Source organism: Paractinoplanes globisporus DSM 43857, assembly GCF_000379645.1.
In the GTDB taxonomy this organism is placed as follows: domain Bacteria; phylum Actinomycetota; class Actinomycetes; order Mycobacteriales; family Micromonosporaceae; genus Actinoplanes; species Actinoplanes globisporus.
In genome coordinates this window covers 307104-326855 of record NZ_KB903294.1, presented here as the reverse complement: position 1 = coordinate 326855, position 19752 = coordinate 307104, and the positions used below count along the sequence as shown (strand labels likewise).

Below are 19752 nucleotides of genomic sequence, written 5' to 3'. Positions count from 1 at the left end.
AGTATCTTCGCTGTCAGGCGTGCGGAACAGGGGGGTGACGGGTTGGCCGAGACGGGATTGCGGGCCCACCTGTCATACCTGCTGAGCGAGGCCGAGCGCGAGCTGAACCGCCAGCTCGCCGCCGGGCTCGCGGCCGAGGGCGTCAGCGTCGAGCAATGGCGGATCCTGCGGGCGCTCTCCGACGGGCACGGCCACTCGATGACCGACCTGGCCGAGGCCGTGCTGATGCCGCACCCGACGCTGACCAAGGCGGTCGACCGCCTGGTCGATCTCGCGGTCGTCTACCGCCGGCAGGACACCGCCGACCGCCGCCGGGTCGCCGTCTACCTCTCCGACCTCGGCCGCGACCTGGTGGCACGACTCGACCGGCGGGCGGCCGAGCACCACGCCGAGGTCGAGGCGGCCTTCGGCGCCGGCCGCACCGAGCGGCTGATGCGCGAGCTCGAGGCGCTCGCGGCCGCGTTCCGGCGCCCCTGATCCCGGACACCTCCCGGCGATAGACGCGCATCTCTTGACGGCCTGCGGGGCAGACGTCCTCGTCGCTCGTTGACGTCGATGGATCCCGATGTTTGGATCCGTTCAGGAGGTGTGCGGCGATGTTCGTACGAGTGGGAATGGTTGTTGCCCTGGTCGCGGCGACACTGTGCGGCAGTCCGGTTCAGAGCGTTCGGCTGCTCGACCACGCGGCCTTGCTCGGCGACGTTCCCGACCAGGCGTGGTACGAGGAGAACATCCCGTTCGTCGACGTGCCGGACACCGCGATCCGGGACACGTACTACTACCGCTGGCGCACCTTCAAGGAGGCGCTCAAGTACACCGGCCCCGCCGACGGGTGGATCGTCTCCGAGTTCCTCGGGCCGGTCGGGTACTCGGCGCCGTACGGCGGCATCGACGCGGCCGCCGGGCACCACCTGTACGAGGGGCGCTGGCTGCACGACCAGCGCTACCTGGACGACTATCTCGACTACTGGCTCACCGGCTCGGGCTCGGGCCCCAAGCCGGCCACCGAGGATCTCAACAGGAACACCACCGACTGGGCGCACCAGTACTCGTTCTGGGCCGTGGACGCCGCCGTCGCGCGGGCCGAGGTCAGCGGCGACTGGCGGTTCCTCACCGATCGCCTGCCGGCGCTCCGGAAGCAGTACGAGGGGTGGAAGGCCACCAACTTCGACGCGGCGAAGGGCCTCTACTGGCAGACGCCGGTGTGGGATGCCATGGAGTTCACGGCGAGCTCGTACCAGAGCGACGACCCGTATCACGGCGGCGACGGGTATCGGCCGACCATCAACGCCTACCAGTACGGCGATGCCCGCGCGCTCGCACTGCTGGAGCGCAAGGCCGGCGACGGGAGCGCGGCGGCCCGCTACGACGGCGAGGCCACGAAGCTGCGGACGGCGACGGAGAAGGCGCTCTGGGACGGTTCGTTCTACAAGCACGTCACGCGGGCCGGCCAGAAGATCGCTGATCGCGAGGAGATCGGGTTCATTCCCTGGTACTTCCACCTGCCGCCGGCCTCGGACGCCGTCGCCTGGCAGCAATTGACCGATCCTCAGGGGTTCAGCGCGTCTTATGGTCCTACCACCACCGAGCGGCGCAGCCCGTGGTTCATGCACGACGCGCTCGCCGGGTGCTGCCGGTGGGACGGGCCGAGCTGGCCGTTCGCGACCAGCCAGACGCTGGCGGCGCTCGCCAACCAGTTGCTCGACTATCCTGCGCAGTCCTATGCGAGCGCTGACGATTACACCAATCTCCTTCACACGTACGCGGTGACACAGCGCAAGGGCGGGCAGCCGTACGTGGCCGAGGCCCACCATCCGGACGAGGACCGCTGGATCTACGACAGCGCGGGGCACAGCGAGGACTACAACCATTCGACCTATGTGGACCTGGTGCTCTCGGGTCTGCTCGGCATCCGGCCGCAGGCGAACGACACGGTGCGCATCGCCCCGCTGGCGCCGGCTGCCTGGTCCCGTTTCGCCGTCGAGAACGTCGCATACCACGGGCACGATCTGGCCGTCTATTGGGATCGCGACGGAACGGCGTACGGGAAGGGGGTGGGTTTCCGGGTTTTGGTCGACGGTGTCGAGAAGGTGCGTCGCGCGACACCGGGGGATGTGACGGTCGCGATGCCGCCGGCGGTGGTCGTGGCGCGGCCGGAGCTGGTCGACGACGCGGCGAACGTGGGCGAGACGGGGTATCCGACGGCGAGCGCGTCCTACACGTGGCACGGGGACAGCGCGGCGAACGCCATCGACGGGCAGGACTTCCATCTGGACGTGCCGTCGACGCGCTGGACCAGTTATGGGTCGCCGCATTCCAGCGACTGGCTGGCGGTGGATTTCGGCGCGGCGACCATGGTCTCCGACGTGCGGGTGGACTTCTACGACGACGGGGGCGGGGTGCGCACGCCCGACGCGTTTGCGCTGCAGATGATGGACCCCGACGGGACTTGGCGTGATGTGCCCGGCCAGACCCGCGACCCGGCCGCGCCTTGGAGACGCACCGTCAGCCGGATCCTCGTCGATCCTCCGGTCACCACCGATCGGCTCCGGATCGTGGCTTCGCGCAACGACGGCGGTGCGGTCGGCATCACGGCCCTGCAGTCGTGGCGGCAACCGGATCCGCGCGTGTCGGTGTCCTTTGTGGAACCGTCGCTCGCAGTCGACCCGGGGCGGGCCGTCACCGTTCACACCCGCGTCACCGGCACCACGGCCGCCGCGACTCTGTCCGTCCCTCGTGGATGGACATTTCGAGCGATCGCCGCTAATACCTGGCAGGTGACCGTGCCGGCCGACGCGGATCCGAGCGCGGGCCTGCCGATCCGGGCGCTCGTGCGCACGCCCCGCGGGGTGAACAGTGCGCTGCTGCCGACGAGCTACCAGTTCGATCCCGCTGACTATCCGACCGTCGTATGGAATGACGATTTCACCACCGACCGGCTGGCCTCCTACCGCGTCGACCACCCCGCGGCCGAGCCGTCGCCGCGCCTGGCCGTGAGCGGCGGAGTGCTGACCGCCTCCGCGGACAGTCGCGCCTTCGCCGTGCTGGCCGCCCCGGTCTCCGGGACCGCCGTCGTCGTCTCGCCCGCGTCGTTCTCCGGCGCGGCGCCCGAGGACAGCCTGTTCCTCGGCCTCTCCGGCGGCGACCACGACAACGCAATGGTCTGGTACAACAACCATTTCGGCACGTCGGGAGCAGACGTTCAGACCAGCGGCGCAAGCCATCCCGAGGCGACGGGCGGCTGCTGCGCGGCGGTGAAGTGGACGCCGGGCGACCGGTTCGCCGTGCTCTCCCGCTGGGGCAAGCTCACGACCTGGATCGAGCACGACGGTTCGTGGACGCTGCTGCACACCGCCCCCGTCACGGCCGCCGTGCCGCCGGCGACGCTGGCGTCGTGGTCGCCGGCCGTGGGCCTGCGGCTGGATTCCGGGACGCTCTCCGTGGACCGGTTCACGGTGCTGGCTCAGTGAGACTCCTAGCCGACACCGCTGCGGGGCTTCTCGTGCGCACCGACTCGGCGGCGGCGAGGGCGATGGCGAGGGCGGCTCGGGCGTCCTCGCCGGTGACCGGCGGCTCGGTGCCGGTGCGGACCGCATCGGCGAAGGCTTCCAGCTCGGCGGTGTAGGCGCCGGCGAACAGCTCCTGATCGCCGCGGACGGTCTCGACCAGGCGGCCCTCGGGGCCGGAGAAGGCCATGCCCGTGCGCCGGCCGCCGCCCATGGTCGCCATGCCGCCCGAGCCGAGCACCTCGCCCCGGACGTCGTACCCGTAGCTCGCCTCGAAGCAGGCCTCGGCGATGCCGATCGCGCCGTTGTCGAAGCGGACGGTGACCACGGCGGTGTCGAGCAGGCCACGGTCGCGCCAGCCCGGCTCGACCAGGGCGTCGGCGAAGGCGTGGACCTCGACGGCCGTCGCGCCCGGGTTGAGGAAGCACAGCGTGTCGAAGTCGTGGATCAGGGTCTCGTTGAAGATCGTGTCCGGCGCGACCCGGGCCGGATCGAAGCCGCCGGGGTCGCGGGTCAGCGAGCGCAGAAGCCGCGGGGTGCCGACCCGGCCGGCGTCGATCAGCGCTCGGGCGGCGGACCAGTCGGGGGCGAACCGGCGGTTGAAGCCGACCTGGAAGATCACGCCGGAGGCGCGGCAGGCGTCGATCGCGCGGTCGGCGTCGGCGAGCGTCAGGGCGGTCGGCTTCTCGCAGAAGACGTGCTTGCCGGCCCGAGCCGCCGCGACGATCAGCTCGGCGTGGAACCGGGCCGGCGCGGCAATGACCACCGCCTCGATCTCGGGATCGGCCCAGACCTCGGCCACGTCGGTGTAAGCGCGGACCGCGTCTCCCAGACCGGCTGGTTGCCCGGTGGCACCGAGGGTCGCGGCGAGCCGCCCGGCCGCGCCGGGCGCGGGGTCGGCGACGGCGGCGAGCCGGGCCCGGGGGAGCCGGCGGCTCAGCGTTTCGCCGTGGAAAGAGCCCATCCGACCCGATCCGATCAGAGCGATGCTGGAACATTCCATAGGCACGAGGCTCGCCGGGGCGTTCGGCGTCGTCAAGGCGCGCCGTGGCCAGGCCCTGCGGCAACGACGGGACGCGGGCAATCATCCGGCGACACGCGGCGGCGGTGCGTCGAGCGCGCCGTGCGGCGGGTGCAGCTTCTGCCGCCGGGGACGGTCGTTGCCGATGGTGACGGCGGCCAGGCCACCCGCCAGCACGCAGAGGATCGCGCAGATGAGCGCCGCCGTGTGGAATCCGGCCGAGAAACGACCCGGATCCAGGTACGCGGCGCCGGTGAGGCCGGCGGCGGCCGGGAGCACGGCGACCGCGATGAGCGAGCCGGCCCGGGCCACGTCGTTGTTGACCGCCGAGGCCACGCCCGCGTGCCGGGCCGGGACGGCGGCCAGCACGGTCGCGGTCAGCGGCGCGACCGTCACGGCCAGGCCGAAGCCGAGCACGGTGACCGCCGGGAGCACGTGGGTGAGGTAGCTACCCGCCGCGTCGATCCGGGCGAACAGCGCCAAGCCGGCACCGACCAGGACCGGGCCCGCGCTCATCTGCAGGCGCGGGCCGATCCGGGCGGCCAGCGCGCCCGAGCGCGACGACAGCAGCAGCATCATCGCGGTGACCGGCAGCAGCGCGAGCCCGGCCGCCAGCGGCGAGTATCCCGCGACCTGCTGCAGCGCGATCGGCAGCAGAAAGAGCGCCCCGCCCAGCGCGGCGTAGACCGCGAAGGTCACCAGGTTGGTGGCCGTGAACCTGGTCGACGCGAACAGGTGCAGAGGCAGGATCGGCATGCGGGTGCGGCGCTCCCAGGCGACGAAGGCCGCGAGCAGGACGCCGCCCACGACGATCATCGGCCGGCCGTCGGCACCCCGGATGAGGCCGTAGGTGAGCCCGACCAGGCCGAGCGTGACCAGGGCGCCTCCGGTCAGGTCGACCCGCCCGGTGGCGGCCGGATCGCGCGACTCGGGGACGTGCCGGCGGGTCACGAGGACGACGCCGATCGCGATCGGCAGGTTGATCGCGAAGATCCATCGCCAGGATGCGGCCTGGACGAGCCAGCCGCCGAGGAACGGGCCGACCGCGCCGGCCACTCCGCTCAGGCCCGACCAGGCGCCGATCGCCCAGGCCCGGGCGCCCGGCGCGAACGCGGCCTCCAGGATGGCGAGGCTGCCCGGGGTGAGCAGCGCGGCGCCGACGCCCTCCAGCGCCCGCGCCCCGATCAGCGTGCCCGGGGTCGGCGCGAAGCAGCTGAGCAGCGAGGCGAGGGCGAACCAGACTACGCCGATCGTGAAGATCCGGCGGCGGCCGTACCGGTCGCCGAGCGCGCCGGCCACCAGCAGCAGGCCGGCCAGGGTCAGCGTGTACGCCGTGAACACCCACTGCAGCGGGGCCAGGTCGGTGTGGAAATCGCGGCCGATCGCGGGCAGGGCGATGCCGACCGCGTTCGCGTCGATCTGGGTGATCACCGCGCCGCCCACGCAGGCGGCCAGCACCCAGCGGCCCTGTGCGCTGCGGCTCTGCAACTCCGGCGAGGACGCGGGCGCGGCGGTTGTGGCGGTCATCGCGACACCTCGCGAATCGCGTCGGCGAACGCCCCCGGCGCCTCCTGCGGGAGGTTGTGCCCGGCGTCCGTCACCTGGTGGTGGCGGTGCCGGCCGGTGAAGTGAGCGGCGTAGCCGGTGCCGTCGGTGGCCGGGAAGTTCCCGTCGGCCGTGCCGTCGAGGGTGACGGCGGGTACCCGGATCGGCGGCGCCTTGGCCAGCTCGGCCTCCGCCGCCGAGTAGGCCGGATCGCCGAAGGCACGGCCGAGCCGATGCCGGTACGAGTGGATCACCACGTCGACGTAGTCGGGGTTCTCGAACGCCCGGGCGGCCCGGTCGAGCTCGGCCTCGCCGAACGGCCACTTCGGCGAGTTGCGCCGCCAGATCACCTCGGCGATCCCGCGCCGGTTCGCGTCGAGCCCGGCCCGGCCGCGGTCGGTGAGGAAGTAGAAGAAGTACCAGAAGCCGGCCTCGAGCTCGGGCGCCAGCGGCCGGTTCGAGGCGGCGATGTCCTGCACGAGGTAGCCGTTGACCGAGACCAGGCCGGCGACCCGCTCCGGGTGCAGGGCCGCCGCGACGCAGGCCGCGCGGCCACCCCAGTCGTACCCGGCGAGGATCGCGCGGGGGATCGCCAGGGCGTCCAGCAGGCCGATCACGTCGGCGCCGAGGGCGGCCTGCTGACCCGACCGCGGCGTGCCGGCGTCGAGGAAACGGGTCGCCCCGTGCCCGCGCAGGTACGGCACGATCACCCGGTAACCGTCCGCGGCCAGCAGCGGCGCCACCTCCATGTAGCTGTGGATGTCGTACGGGAAACCATGAAGAAGGATGACCGGCCGCCCGTCGGCGGGGCCGGCCTCGTGGTAGGCCACCTCGAGCAGGTCGGTCGTGACACGCCGGATCGGAAGGTTCGTCATGCCACGTCAGACCGGGCAAGCCCGGCGTCTGTGACAGCCGCATAATGTCGCGGTGAGTGAGACCACCTCGGATCGGCCGATCCTCTCGGCGGAGCGGCTCGTGATGTTCACCGACGCCGTGGCCGCCATCGCGATCACCCTGCTCATCCTGCCGCTCATGGAGAGCGTCTCCGAGGTCTCGGGGGAGGAGAATTTCGGAGAGTTCGTACGCGACCACGTCGGCCAGTTCGGTGCGTTCGCGCTCAGCTTCGCCGTGATCTTCCGGCTCTGGTGGGCGCACCATCAGCTCTTCCGGCACATCACCCGCCTGCACACGTGGATCGTTCGGTGGAGCCTGATCTGGACGTTCGCCATCGTGCTCCTGCCGATCCCGACCGCGCTGATCACCGCGTACCGCCCGTCGGCCGGCACCGTCGCCCTCTACGGCGGCGCGCTGTGCCTGGCCAGCGGGTCTCTGCTGATGCTCGGCTGGTACGGCCACCGCCACCCGGAACTCAGCGACGACGGCGTGCCGGTGAGCCGCGACCAGGTCCTGGGCTCGGCGGCCGCCTTCGGCATCGAGCTGGTGGCCACCGTCATCGGCGCGGCCTTCGCCGACACCATCAACTTCTGGGCCTTCCTCCTGATGTTCCTGAGCGGCCCCCTCCAGGCCACCGTCAGGTCCCGCTGGACCCGCACCGGCTCGTAAGACCGGCGCCCGCGGTCGTGGGAGGATCCGCGGCATGGATGAGGTGCTGAGCCGACGCGAGGCCTCGGAGGCGGTCGGGGACGATGGGTGGCGTTTCCTGCTCGGCACGCTGCGCACCGCGGTCCCGACCCGGTCGATGGCCGAGTCCGCGGAGGTGGCGGCTCGTGCGGTAGCGGTCTGCGGCGACGACGCCGACGCGCACCTGCGCGCCGATCTGCGGGCCGACCGGGTCGTTCTGTCCCTGCAGACGCTCGGGCTGGCCGCGGTGACCGCCCGCGACACCAGCCTGGCCGGCAGCATCTCGGCCGCCGTGCGCGATCTCGGCCTGCACACCCTCCCGGTTGCGGGCGTCCAGCTCCTCGAGATCGCCATCGACGCGCTCGACATCGCCGCGATCCGTCCCTTCTGGAAGGCCCTGCTCGCGTACGCCGACGAGCCCGGCTCGGACGGCCCGGAGGACGCGATCGTCGACCCGGCCGGCGAGGGCCCGGCGATCTGGTTCCAGCGGATGGACGAGCCGCGTCCGCAGCGCAACCGCATCCACTTCGACCTGTGCGTCCCGCACGACGCGGCGGAGCGGCGCATCGCGGGCGCCGTCGCCGCCGGCGGCCACCTGGTCTCCGATTCCCGTGCCCCGGCCTTCTGGATCCTGGCCGATGCCGAAGGCAACGAAGCCTGCGTCACCACCTGGCAGGGCCGCGACCCGGAGTAGCGATCTCAGCCATTTACGCCCTTCGCTGGCGCCGCCGTGCCCTCTGGCCTCGGTGGATGCGCCCGCGCGAGTCCTGCCGCCGCAACCGGCGGGCTTTTCCCGCGCGGGGTTCAAAGTTTGCAAAGAACTGTCTCGATATTGCGTGACTGTGTCGCGGACGTTACGGTCCCCCTAGTTCCTCAGCATTCCCGCTCCATGCGTTCCGGTCTGGCGCCCCCTCTGCCAGGGCGGTCCTCGGCATGGGCGACATCCCCCGTCGTCCGTCGAAAGTGAGCAACACAGATGACCAGACGAAGGCTTGGCGCCGGGCTTGTCGGCGCCGCGCTGATCGGTTCCCTGCTGTACGGGAGCCCGGCCCTCGCCGCCGCCACCGGAGGCGTGGGCGCGACCCTGCCCTACGTCGAGGTGCAGGCCGAGAACGCCACGACCAACGGCACGATCATCGGGCCCTCGGCGGCCTACAACACGCTCCCGGCCGAGGCCTCCTACCGCAAGGCGGTCACGCTCGGCGCCGGGCAGTACGTCGAGTTCACCACGCCGGTGGCCACCAACTCGATCGTGTTCCGGTACAGCATCCCGGACTCGTCCGGCGGCTCCGTCTACACGACACCGATCAACTTCTCGATCAACGGGGCCGGGTCGACGGCGTTCACCCTCACCAACGCCTACAGCTGGTTCTACGGCGGCTACCCGTTCACCAACTCGCCGGGCAGCAACCCGCACCACTTCTACGACGAGACGCACCGGCTCTTCCCGACGACGTACCCGCAGGGCACGAAGTTCCGGCTGACCGCCACCACCAACACCACGATCGACTTCGCCGACTTCGAGAGCGTGGCGGGCGCGCTCAGCCAGCCGGCCGGCTCGGTCAGCGTGACCAGCAAGGGCGCCGACGCGACCGGCGCGGCCGACTCGACCGCGGCGTTCAACTCGGCGATCCAGTCCGCGGGCGCGGGCGGCACGGTGTGGATCCCCGAGGGCACTTATAGGATTCCTGGGCACCTTGCGGTGAACAACGTGACGATCAAGGGCGCCGGCATGTGGCGCTCGACCGTCGTCGGCGCGACCCCCGGCTTCTACGGCAACGACGCGCCGAACGCGAGCACCAACGTCCACCTCGCCGACTTCGCGATCTTCGGTGACGTGCAGGAGCGCAACGACGGCGCGCAGGTCAACGGCATCGGCGGCGCGATGAGCAACTCCACCGTCGACCGGTTGTGGATCGAGCACGACAAGGTCGGCGCCTGGATGGACGGCCCGATGGACAACCTCGTCTTCTCCGGCATGCGGATCCGCAACGTCACGGCCGACGGCGTCAACTTCCACAAGGGCGTGACCAACTCCAAGGTCACCAACTCGGACATCCGCAACACCGGCGACGACGGCCTGGCGACCTGGGCCGACTCGGTGGCCGACGCGAACGACTCGTTCGACCACAACACGGTGCAGTACCCGATCCTCGCCAACGGCATCGCCATCTACGGCGGTCACGACAACTTCGTCACCGACAACCGTGTGATCGACTCGGGCCTCACCCAGGGTGGCGGCATCCACGTCGCGCAGCGTTTCGCCTCGACGACCCTCGGGCGTACGGACGTGCTGCGTAACACGATCATCCGGTCCGGCAGCCTCGACCCGAACTGGCAGTTCGGCGTCGGCGCGCTCTGGTTCGACGCCCGCGACGGGGCGATGACCGGGCTCACCAACGTCGACAACATCCTCATCCAGCAGAGCCCGTTCGAGGCCATCCAGTTCGTCTCCGGCTCGCAGATCTCCAACGTGAAGATCAACAACGCGACGATCCAGAACACCGGGTCGTACGTCGTGCAGGAGCAGGTGGGCGGCGCGGCGACGATCAGCAACAGCACCGCGACCGGCACCCAGGGCCCGGCGGCGGTCTACAACTGCGGCGTCGGCTTCACGCTCACCGACGGTGGCGGCAACTCCGGGATCTTCGGGTCGAGCGCCTGCACCCAGGTGACCAACCCGGCCTTCCCGCCGTACCTGCCGGACAACGGCTCGCTGATCTCGATCAGCCCGACGACGCTCGGCTTCGGCTCGGTCGCGACCGGCTCGACCAGCGCCGCCCAGACGGTCACCGTGACCAACTCGGGCACCGCGTCCGCGCCCGTCTCCGGGATCTCCATCACCGGCGACTTCAACCAGACGAACACGTGCGGTACATCCATCGCGGCCGGCGGCTCGTGCACGGTGAGCGTCCGGTTCGCACCCACCGCAGCCGGCGCGCGCTCCGGAAATCTCACGGTGACGGCGTCCGGCATCACCAACACGATCCCGCTCTCCGGCACCGGCGTCGCTCCCGGCCCGATCCTGTCGGCCAGCCCGTCGAGCCTGACCTTCGCCGGCACGATCGTCGGCGCGACCAGCGCCGCGCAGACGGTCTCGGTCAGCAACACCGGCACCACGACCGCGACGATCTCGGGCGTCACCGCGAGCGGTGACTTCGCGCAGACCAACAACTGCGCATCCCTCACGGTGGGTGCTTCCTGCACCGTCACCGTGACCTTCAAACCCACCTCCTCCGGTACGCGGACGGGCAGCGTCACGCTCGCCGGCAACGCCAACAACAGCCCGGTCACGATCGCCCTCACCGGCAGCGGTATCGGCAGCACGACGAACGTCGCGGCCGGCCGCCCGGCCACCGCGAGCTCGCAGGTCAACGCCACCCAGGCCGCGTCGACGGCAACCGACGGCGACGCGAACACCTACTGGGAGAGCGTGAACGGCGCGTTCCCGCAGTGGCTCCAGGTCGACCTGGGCGCCGCGTACGCGATCGGGAAGGTGACCCTCAAGCTGCCGCCGTCCACGGCGTGGGCGACCCGCACCCAGACCCTCTCCGTGCTGACCAGCACCGACGGCTCCAGCTTCGGCACCGCGGTCGGCTCGGCCACCTACACCTTCAACCCGGCGTCCGGCAACACGGCGAGCATCACCGTGCCCGGCACCTCGGCCCGCTACCTGCGGGTCAACATCACCGCGAACTCGGGCTGGCCGGCCGGTCAGGTCTCCGAGCTCGAGGTCTACCCGAGCGGCGGCGGCACGACTCCCGCCCCGGCGCTGTCGGCCAGTCCGGCGTCGCTCACCTTCGGCACCCAGGCGCTGAACACGACCAGTGCCGGGCAGCAGGTCACGATCACCAACAGTGGCAACGCCGCGGCCACGTCGCTGACGGCGAGCGTCACCGGTGACTACGCGCAGTCCAACACCTGCGGCACGTCGCTGGCGGCCGGTGCGTCCTGCACCGCCACCGTGACCTTCCGGCCCACCGCATCGGGCACGCGGACCGGCACGCTCACCGTCTCGGGCGGCGGAGCGAGCACGGCGGTGGCCCTGACCGGCACCGGCGCGGGCACGACCAGCACCAACCTGGCCGCAGGCAGGCCGACCAGCGAGTCCAGCCACAACGACGTCTACCCGTCCGGGAACGTCACCGACGCCGACCAGAACACGTACTGGGAGAGCGCCAACAACGCCTTCCCGCAGTGGGTGCAGGTCGACCTCGGCTCGGCGCAGAGCGCGTCGAGGGTCGTCCTCCAGCTCCCCGCCACCTGGGGCGCACGCACCGAGACGCTGTCCGTCCTGGGCAGCACCGACGGCTCGAACTGGTCCACGGTCAAGGCGTCCGCGGGCTATGCGTTCAACCCGTCGGCCAGTAACAACGTGACCATCACCTTCACCGCGACGACCCAGCGCTACTTCCGGCTGAACATCACCGGCAACACGGGGTGGCCGGCCGGACAGATCTCCAGCTTCCAGGTCTGGAACAGCTGAGGGTCTGACCGATCGTCACGCACAAAAGGCAGACCGTCAGGTAATAAGGCGGCGACCCGGGGCTCGTCCTGGCTCCGGGTCGCCTGCCCCCTGGTGGCGCGTCGGGTGCCACCCCCGTGCCGGCACCCCGACCACGCGCCGCCGTACGGTAACGTCCATCGATGTGCTGGAGAGTCGGCTGACAATTCACCTTGCCGCATCACCGGCGCCCGCGGCGTGAATCCAAACGATCCCGCAGCGGTCGCGCCGGCGGCCTTCGGCGGGTTGCCCGACCCCGCGTCGGCGGCCGGCCTCGACGAATTGGTCCAACGGCTGCGCTCACTCAAGGCCTGGGCGGGCCAACCGTCGTACGAAATAATCACCAGACGGATCAACGCGGCCTGGACCAATGCGGGAAGGCCCGCGGCCGAGCTCGCGAGGCGCGGGACCGTGGTCGACTGCTTCAAGACCGGGCGCCACCGGGTCAACGCCGACCTCATGATCGCCGTCGTCGAGGCCCTGCACCCCGAACCGGGTTATGTGGCGCAATGGCGGCAGGCGCTGCGTGTGATCAGCGGCGAGTCCCAGGCGGCCGCGCAGATCCGCGCGCAGGATTCGCTCCCCGACGACCTGCCCGAGTTCACCGGCCGCGCCCCGCAGATCGACGATCTCGTGCGCGACCCGGCCCCGCTGACGGCGATCGAGGGCATGGCCGGCGTCGGCAAGACCCGGCTTGCCATCCACGCGGGGCATCTGCTCGCCGCGAAGGAGCCGTTCGATCGGGTGCTCTTCGTCAACCTGCGCGGCTTCCACCCCGACCCGGCCCAGCCGCCGGCCGACCCCGGCGCGGTGCTCGACAGCTTCCTGCGCCTGCTCGGCGTCCCTGGCCGGCAGGTGCCGCACGACCTGGGCGGACGCAGCCGGCTCTACCGCTCGCGACTGGCCGGCCTGCGCGCCCTGGTCGTGCTGGACAACGCCTTCGAGGAGGGCCAGGTCGAGCCGCTGCTCTCCGACGCCCTCACGCTGGTCACGAGCCGCCGTTGCCTCGCCCTGCCCGGCGCGCGCCACCTGGCGGTCGAGGCCTTCAGCGCGGACGAGTCGGTGGAGTTCCTCGCCCGGGTCGCGCCCGGGGTGCCGCTCGGCGAGGACCCGGACGCGCTCGGCCGGGTGGCGCGCCGCTGCGGGCATCTGCCGCTCGCGCTCGGGCTGGTCGCGGGGCACATCCGCACCACACCGGGATGGACCGTGGCCGATCACGCCGACCGCCTCGACGAGCGGCACCGGGAGCGTCGCCTCGACTCCGGCGTCAGCGTGGCGCTCAGTCTGTCCTACCTTCATCTACCCCCGGAGCGGCGCCGGCTGCTGCGTCTGCTCGCGCTTCACCCCGGACAAGACATCGACGTGTACGCCTCGGCAGCGCTCGCGGGCATTCCGGCCTCGGAGGCGCGGGGGCATCTTGTCCACCTCGCGGCCGACCATCTCCTTCAGCAGACCCGTCCGGGGCGGTACGTCTTCCACGACCTCGTCCGGGCATTCACGTCCGGCCGGGCCAGCGACGAGGACAGCCCACGGTCGCGCCGGGCCGCACTGAGCCGGCTGTTCGACCATTACCTGGCGGTGAGCGCCGCGGCGATGGACGTCCTGCACCCGGCCGAGAAGCAACGCCGCCCGACGATCGAGCCGCCGTCGTGGCCCGCGCCGGTCTTCGACGACCCCGACGCGGCGCTGGCCTGGCTCGACGCGGAGCGGGCGACGCTGGTGGCGGTCTCCGCGGCCGACGGCTGGCCCACCCACGCGATCCGGCTGTCGCTGGTGCTGTTCCGCTACCTCAACGGCGGCCACCACGCGGAGGCGCTGGCCGTGCACGGGCACGCCCGGTCGGCCGCGCAGGACGTGGGGGACATCGCGGCCGAGGCCCGCGCGCTCAGCCTGCTCGGCGCGACCTACACCCGGCTCGGGCGCTACGCGGAGAGCGCCGGCCACCTGCGGCAGGCGCTGCGCCTGTTCGCCCGCCACGGCGACCCCATCCTCGAGGCGCCCAGCCTCACCAACCTCGGCCACGTCGAGATCCGCCTAGGCGAGTATGCGGCCGCCGACGCCCACTTCCGGCAGGCGCTCGACCGGCACCGCGAGGCCGGCAACCGGACCGGCGAGGCGCGGGCGCTCACCAGCCTCGGCATGGTCGAGGTGACGCTCGGCCGCTACGCGGAGTCGGTCGCCCACCACGAGCAGGCCCTGGCCCTGTGCGAGGAGACCGGCGACGCCGCCCAGGCCGCCGAAATCATGAGCAACCTGGGGTACGCGGAAATCCGCCTGGGCCGCCACAAGGCCGCCGCGGATCACCTCTCCGCCGGCCTGGCGATGTGCCGGCGCCTGGGCAACCGCACGAGCGAGGGCTTCACGCTGGACTGCCTGGGCATGCTGGCCACCCGCACCGGCCGCCTCCCGGACGCGCTCGACCTCCATCGCCAGGCCCTGACGATCCTGCACGAGGCCGGCGACCAGGAGGGCGAGGCGTGGGCCCACAACGGCCTGGGCGAGGCGTCCACCGCCGCGGGCCATTTCACCGACGCTGTCGCCGACCACACCCGGGCCCTGTCGATAGCCACCGAGATCGGCGACCGAGACCAGCAGGCCCGAGCCCACGCCGGGCTCGGACAGGCCCTGAGCGACCGAGAGCACTACCTGAAGGCCATCTCCCTTTACACAGAACTCGGCGACCCGGAGGGGGAGCGGCTGCGTTCCCTACTTGACTGACCGGGGCGGCCATTCATCCCAGCGCTCGGCAGTCGCCGGCGCCGCGTCGATCACCTCTCGGAGCAGCTGGGCGATCTCGCGGAGAAACTCCAGAGCTGCGGCATCGGAGGCGTCATCAAGCACCCAGTTGGCGTCCCAAGCGACGATGTGGGAGAGCGCACCGGGCTCCGCCGGTGGATTGGCGATGACGGCCTCCAGGGCCCACAGGTCCCGCTGATGGGACCGGATGTTGTACTGCGCCTGCCGCTCGAAGCGCCCGCGGACCTGCGCGAAGCTGTCGGAATCGCCGAACTCGGTGCCCAGGAAGAGCCGGACGGTGTCGAGTGGCGGCTCCGCCGCGAGCTCTTCGACCCGCTTGCGCAGCGGCTCAGGCAAGCGCGAGTAGTCCATGAAATTCACCCTAGTGCCGACGGGAACGCGGTCACGATGAACGGCACCGGCGGATCGGAGCCTGGAACGACATCAATGAGGATGCGGACGACGCTGGTGGTCACGTACTGCGCCTCGCGAGGACCCGCCCCGCCCATGCCTTTGTTGACGTAGCCCTCACCGACGCGGCGCCCGGCGTCGAACACGGCACGATGCTTGTTCCCCACAGCAAGGTCGCTGCGGATCTGCTCCCAGTTCCGGCTGACGTAGTCGTTGATGGTTCGGTTCATGGTTGATGGGTCGGTCCACCGCAACGACCCGTTCATCGGCCGGTCCCATCCGTCGTCGCCGTAGATGCGGCCTTCGATGGTCTTCACGTCTGGCGCTCGCTGCAGCGGAACCTGAGGCCCGTGGTTCGCCTCGGTGTGTGCGTCAAAGCCGCTGTATGCCTGGTCGTTGGCCTCGACGTTGAACTTCGAGGGGTCGCTGAGCTTCGCATAGTTGTCCTCCCAACTGCTGACCAGAACGTCGTCGGCGCTCGGCCGGGCGCCCGAGGCGGCGGGGGAGGGGCCGGCGCCGCCGTTGGCGGTGGAGCGGCCGGTGCTGAGGACGTGGGCCGCCGCCTCCTCCGCTTGGCGGATGCTGCCGGAGCCGCCGCCACCGTGGGAGCGCGGGCGGTGATGGGGCGGCGGATCGCCGCTGCCGTGATGTGATCGGGGTGGGGACATCGCCGACCGTCTCGTCCGTTGCGGTATGACATCGGGCCATCACGATAGGTATTACTGTCAAGCACAGAACGTAGGCATAGCGTCCACTTCGGACCGGGTAGCGGCCCGGTCGCGGAGCGTGTGCGTTGCGTGTCGGATTTCGGACAGTGGCCAGGTCAGGGTGGGGGCCGCCGGAACGGGATCACGGCGCTACGGCCCAGGTCGTGGCCACTCGGGCCACCCCTGACTCACCCGTACGGCCTCAGTTGTGTGCCCGCGCACCCGTGCCGATCATCCCGGCTGGCCGCAATGATCACTTCTCGGTACGTCACGGGGCTTACGCACCCAGAATCGGGTCGTATTCTCGATACCGGTGGCCGATGGATCCTCGTACGACGGTGGCTAGCATCTGAGTCCAACAGCAGCCGTCCCGGCAAGGTGAACCGATCCCGGAAGAGAGAAGTAAATTGGACTTTTGGGACCTCACTGTGCTCATCTTTCGCCGGTGGAAGATCGCTCTTCCGTTGCTGCTCTTCACGATCGGCGCGACGGTCTTTGTCGCGATGACCGCCAAGCCGGACTACAAAATGACGTCTTACGTCCAGTTTGTGCCGGCCAAGGTGTCGTCGACCGACAACCCCGCCAGCGCCGCCCTGCGTAATCCGTGGAACCAGCTCGGCCTCAACACCCTGGGCCAGGCGGTCATCTACGCGACGCAGGACCAGGGCTTCCTCGACTCGCTGAAAGCGAGCGACCACACCGACAACTTCACCCTGACCCTGACGTACCCGAACCCGATCGTCACGGTCGAGGTCGTCGGCAAGACGGGCGAGGACGCGCGCGAGACCACCGACCTCATCATCAACCGGATGCGGTCGTCGGCCGAGTCGCTGCAGCGCTCCTCCGGGGCGACCGACTCCGACATCATCGCCACCCAGCGACTCGACCGCGGCTCCAACCTGCTGCCGTCGAACAGCAAGGTGAAGCGGGCGATCCTCGCCGTGGCCGCGGCCGGTCTCGTGCTGACCGCAGGCGGCACGGTCGGCTTCGACGCCCTCATGCGCCGCCGCGCCCGCAAGCGCAAGGAGCTGGAAGACGCCGAGGGCCTCGAGGGCACCCCGTCGGCCGGTCTCAACGGCAAGGACAAGACGTCCTCGCCCCGCGTGGAGGACGAGACCCGCCTCATCAACGTGATGGGCAGCAAGGTCGGCCCGCGGGACATCCCGGCCCGGCGCGATCCTGTGCCGGAGTCCGTCGAGCGCACCGCCATCATCATCAAGCGCAACCCGCCAGTGGAAAAGCCGGCTCCCAAGCAGAGCCGTCCCTCCTCGGCCGGTACGTACCGCTCTGCGAACGCCCAGAACCCGACAAACGGGCAGGGAGCCGTCAACGGCGACGACCGCAAGGCCGCGCCCGCCGACCCCAGCAGCAACTCCGTGAACGAGTCCTCGGACGTTCGGGTCGTCTTGCAGCCCAAGTGGGTGGGCGGGGAGAACGGTGGTAAGTCGAAGTGACCGTTCGTCGGTCTGCTCCCACTGACTGAACGCCCGACAGACCGGTACCAGGCCCGCCCATATTCTGGGTCAGCGCCTTGCGGCGTAAGCGTTTTCTGGTGTCGGATCGCGGCCGCGACCAGCCCTGTCGGGTTGTTTGCAGCCGCGGTCACGGGGTCGCTTCGCCCACTACCTTGGGCGGCGACTCGTGAGATGAGGGAGCCTGATGACCGCGGTTGCCTGCCGACTGTGCGGAGCGAACCTGACCGAGACTTTTGTCGACCTGGGCATGTCGCCGTTGTGCGAGAGCTATGTCCCGGCCGACAAGACCGACGGACCTGAGACGTTCTATCCGCTGCACGTGCGGATCTGCTCCAACTGCCTGCTCGTTCAGCTGGCTGCCTACGTGGCCGGGGAAGACATCTTCTCCGACTACTTGTACTTCTCGTCCTACTCCACCTCGTGGGTGGAGCACGCTCGGCGCTACGCCGTCGACATGACCGAGCGGCTGGGCCTCGGCCCCGACTCGCTGGTCGCCGAGGTCGCCAGCAACGACGGTTACCTCCTGCAGCACTTCGTTGCCGCCGGCATCCCGGTGGTCGGCGTCGAGCCCGCGGGCAACATCGCCGAGGTCGCCCGGGAAAAGGGCGTCCGCACCGAGGTCGAGTTCCTGGGCGCCGCGACCGGCGCGGCCGTGGCCGCCAAGTACGGTCAGGCCGACCTGGTCGCCGGCAACAACGTGTACGCCCACGTGCCCGACATCGTCGACTTCACCGCCGGCCTGGCCGCCCTGGTGAAGCCGACCGGCATCGTGACGCTGGAGTTCCCGCACCTGCTGCGGCTGATCGAGCGCAACCAGTACGACACCATCTACCACGAGCACTACCAGTACCTCTCGCTGCTCACCGCGTCCCGCGCGCTGGCCACCGGCGGGCTGACCGTGGTCGACGTCGACGAGCTGGGCACGCACGGCGGCTCCCTGCGGGTGTACGCCCGGCCGGCCGACGCCGCGGGCGAGCCCTCGCCGAACGTGAAGGCGGTCCTGGCCGCCGAGGAGGCCGCCGGCCTGCACACGCTCGAGGGCCACGCCGGCTTCGCCGAGGCGGTGTTCGGCATCAAGCGCGACCTGCTCTCGTTCCTGCTGGCCGCTCGGGCCGAGGGCAAGACCGTGGTCGGCTACGGCGCCCCGGGCAAGGGAAACACGCTGCTGAACCACTGCGGCATCCGGTCCGACCTGCTCGCGTACACGGTCGACCGCAGCCCGCACAAGCAGGGCTGGTTCCTTCCCGGCACGCACATCCCGATCCACCACCCGGACCGGATCGCCGAGACCCGGCCCGACTACGTCCTCGTCCTGCCGTGGAACCTGCGCACCGAGATCAGCGAGCAGCTGGCCTACGTGCGCGAGTGGGGCGGCAAGCTCGTGTTCCCCATTCCGACGCTCGAGGTGGTGTGACCATGAAGGTGGTCCTGTTCTGCGGGGGCCTCGGCATGCGCATGCGCGAGGGGCCGACCAGCGCGCCCAAGCCGATGAACATGATCGGTGACCGTCCGCTGCTGTGGCACGTGATGCGCTACTACGCGCACTTCGGCCACAAGGACTTCATCCTGTGCCTGGGCTACGGCGCCGCCGCGGTCAAGGACTACTTCATCCACTACGACGAGACCCAGTCGAACGACTTCACGATGGTGGGCGGCGGCCGCAACATCGAGCTGCACAGCACCGACATCGACGACTGGAACATCTCATTCATCGACACCGGCCTCAGCTCGTCGATCGGCGAGCGGCTCATGCGGGTCCGCCACCTGGTGGAGGACGAGGAGATGTTCCTCGCCAACTACGCCGACACGCTGACCGACGCACCGCTGGACAAGCTCGTCGAGCGGTTCCAGCAGTCGCCGGACGCGGTGGCCAGCATGCTGGCCGTCCCGCCGGTCTCCACCCACCACGTGGTCGAGATCGCGGAGAACGGCGAGGTCACGGGCGTCCGGGCGGTGACCGACCTGATGCAGTACGAGAACGGCGGTTACTTCGTCATGCGCCCGGGCATCTTCGACGAGCTGCGCCCGGGCGAGGACATGGTGCCGCACGCCTTCGACCGGCTGATCCCGCAGCGCCGGCTTCTCGCCCAGCGCTACACCGGATTCTGGCGGGCCGCGGACACCTTCAAGGACCGCGCCGAGCTGGAGGACATGTACCACCGTGGACAGAGCCCGTGGATGCTCTGGGACCCGCACCACAACGGCAAGTCGCCGCTGACCGTGCCGGACGTGACGGCCGGCTCCGACCAGGTGCTGGCGAGCTAGT

Annotated in this window: 14 protein-coding genes; 9 read left to right on the top strand and 5 right to left on the bottom strand. The window is 70.6% G+C overall.

Features of this window, described 5'->3' with window-relative positions; all coding sequences use genetic code 11:
- Positions 1-42: 42 nt before the first annotated feature.
- Both A3CQ_RS0101380 and A3CQ_RS0101375 read left to right on the top strand, forming a co-directional pair.
- Positions 43-477, top strand: a complete 435-nt coding sequence (locus tag A3CQ_RS0101380; RefSeq protein WP_020509117.1) for a MarR family winged helix-turn-helix transcriptional regulator — start codon at positions 43-45, stop codon at positions 475-477.
- A 119-nt stretch (positions 478-596) separates the two neighbouring features.
- Positions 597-3470 (top strand): MGH1-like glycoside hydrolase domain-containing protein, encoded by a 2874-nt coding sequence (locus A3CQ_RS0101375; RefSeq protein WP_157295148.1) that lies wholly within the window; start codon positions 597-599, stop codon positions 3468-3470.
- Here A3CQ_RS0101375 and A3CQ_RS0101370 read toward each other — a convergent pair.
- The 3 genes from A3CQ_RS0101370 to A3CQ_RS0101360 form a co-directional block, all read right to left on the bottom strand.
- On the bottom strand, positions 3451-4509 hold the full coding sequence (locus A3CQ_RS0101370) for a Gfo/Idh/MocA family oxidoreductase (protein WP_040431227.1): 1059 nt from the start codon (positions 4507-4509) through the stop codon (positions 3451-3453). The two genes, A3CQ_RS0101375 and A3CQ_RS0101370, sit on opposite strands and share 20 nt — an antisense overlap.
- Positions 4510-4590: 81 nt before the next feature.
- Positions 4591-6054, bottom strand: coding sequence for an MFS transporter (locus A3CQ_RS0101365; RefSeq protein ID WP_020509114.1), 1464 nt, complete (start codon positions 6052-6054; stop codon positions 4591-4593).
- Positions 6051-6947: an alpha/beta fold hydrolase gene (locus A3CQ_RS0101360; protein ID WP_020509113.1), complete on the bottom strand. Its 897-nt coding sequence runs from the start codon at positions 6945-6947 to the stop codon at positions 6051-6053. Before A3CQ_RS0101360 ends, A3CQ_RS0101365 begins: the two co-directional genes overlap by 4 nt.
- Positions 6948-6999: 52 nt before the next feature.
- Between A3CQ_RS0101360 and A3CQ_RS0101355 the strand changes: the two genes are divergently transcribed.
- The 4 genes from A3CQ_RS0101355 (at position 7000) to A3CQ_RS0101340 (ending at position 14875) form a co-directional block, all read left to right on the top strand.
- Positions 7000-7635, top strand: a complete 636-nt coding sequence (locus A3CQ_RS0101355) for a TMEM175 family protein (RefSeq protein WP_020509112.1) — start codon at positions 7000-7002, stop codon at positions 7633-7635.
- A gap of 34 nt (positions 7636-7669) precedes the next feature.
- On the top strand, positions 7670-8347 hold the full coding sequence (locus A3CQ_RS0101350; protein ID WP_020509111.1) for a VOC family protein: 678 nt from the start codon (positions 7670-7672) through the stop codon (positions 8345-8347).
- Positions 8348-8629: 282 nt separating this feature from the next.
- On the top strand, positions 8630-12139 hold the full coding sequence (locus A3CQ_RS0101345; RefSeq protein WP_020509110.1) for a choice-of-anchor D domain-containing protein: 3510 nt from the start codon (positions 8630-8632) through the stop codon (positions 12137-12139).
- Between the two features lie 216 nt (positions 12140-12355).
- Positions 12356-14875 carry a tetratricopeptide repeat protein gene (locus A3CQ_RS0101340; protein WP_020509109.1) on the top strand — a complete coding sequence of 840 codons (2520 nt, stop codon included), beginning with the start codon at positions 12356-12358 and terminating at the stop codon, positions 14873-14875.
- On the opposite strand, the gene A3CQ_RS0101335 is transcribed toward A3CQ_RS0101340, so the two are convergent.
- Together A3CQ_RS0101335 and A3CQ_RS0101330 are read right to left on the bottom strand one after the other, a co-directional pair.
- Positions 14864-15265, bottom strand: coding sequence for a hypothetical protein (locus A3CQ_RS0101335; RefSeq protein ID WP_020509108.1), 402 nt, complete (start codon positions 15263-15265; stop codon positions 14864-14866). The two genes, A3CQ_RS0101340 and A3CQ_RS0101335, sit on opposite strands and share 12 nt — an antisense overlap.
- Before the next feature lie 5 nt (positions 15266-15270).
- Positions 15271-15972 carry a hypothetical protein gene (locus tag A3CQ_RS0101330; protein ID WP_020509107.1) on the bottom strand — a complete coding sequence of 234 codons (702 nt, stop codon included), beginning with the start codon at positions 15970-15972 and terminating at the stop codon, positions 15271-15273.
- Positions 15973-16439: 467 nt separating this feature from the next.
- Here A3CQ_RS0101330 and A3CQ_RS0101325 point away from each other — a divergent pair, with 467 nt between their 5' ends.
- From A3CQ_RS0101325 to A3CQ_RS0101315, 3 genes are all read left to right on the top strand, one after another.
- Positions 16440-17465, top strand: a complete 1026-nt coding sequence (locus A3CQ_RS0101325; RefSeq protein WP_020509106.1) for a hypothetical protein — start codon at positions 16440-16442, stop codon at positions 17463-17465.
- A gap of 205 nt (positions 17466-17670) precedes the next feature.
- A complete protein-coding gene (locus A3CQ_RS0101320; RefSeq protein WP_020509105.1) occupies positions 17671-18900 on the top strand; it encodes a class I SAM-dependent methyltransferase in 1230 nt (409 codons plus the stop codon).
- Positions 18901-18902: 2 nt separating this feature from the next.
- Entirely contained in the window at positions 18903-19751 is an 849-nt protein-coding gene (locus tag A3CQ_RS0101315; RefSeq protein ID WP_026205178.1) for a glycosyltransferase family protein, read from the top strand.
- Position 19752: the final 1 nt, after the last annotated feature.

Bases quoted from the DNA above. Each gene is read 5' to 3' on its own strand.
- A3CQ_RS0101370 (WP_040431227.1), bottom strand. From the start codon at position 4,509: ATGGAATGTTCCAGCATCGCTCTGATCGGATCGGGTCGGATGGGCTCT.
- A3CQ_RS0101350 (WP_020509111.1), top strand. From the start codon at position 7,670: ATGGATGAGGTGCTGAGCCGACGCGAGGCCTCGGAGGCGGTCGGGGAC.
- A3CQ_RS0101345 (WP_020509110.1), top strand. From the start codon at position 8,630: ATGACCAGACGAAGGCTTGGCGCCGGGCTTGTCGGCGCCGCGCTGATC.
- A3CQ_RS0101360 (WP_020509113.1), bottom strand. From the start codon at position 6,947: ATGACGAACCTTCCGATCCGGCGTGTCACGACCGACCTGCTCGAGGTG.
- A3CQ_RS0101330 (WP_020509107.1), bottom strand. From the start codon at position 15,972: ATGTCCCCACCCCGATCACATCACGGCAGCGGCGATCCGCCGCCCCAT.
- A3CQ_RS0101320 (WP_020509105.1), top strand. From the start codon at position 17,671: ATGACCGCGGTTGCCTGCCGACTGTGCGGAGCGAACCTGACCGAGACT.
- A3CQ_RS0101335 (WP_020509108.1), bottom strand. From the start codon at position 15,265: ATGGACTACTCGCGCTTGCCTGAGCCGCTGCGCAAGCGGGTCGAAGAG.
- A3CQ_RS0101365 (WP_020509114.1), bottom strand. From the start codon at position 6,054: ATGACCGCCACAACCGCCGCGCCCGCGTCCTCGCCGGAGTTGCAGAGC.
- A3CQ_RS0101315 (WP_026205178.1), top strand. From the start codon at position 18,903: ATGAAGGTGGTCCTGTTCTGCGGGGGCCTCGGCATGCGCATGCGCGAG.
- A3CQ_RS0101375 (WP_157295148.1), top strand. From the start codon at position 597: ATGTTCGTACGAGTGGGAATGGTTGTTGCCCTGGTCGCGGCGACACTG.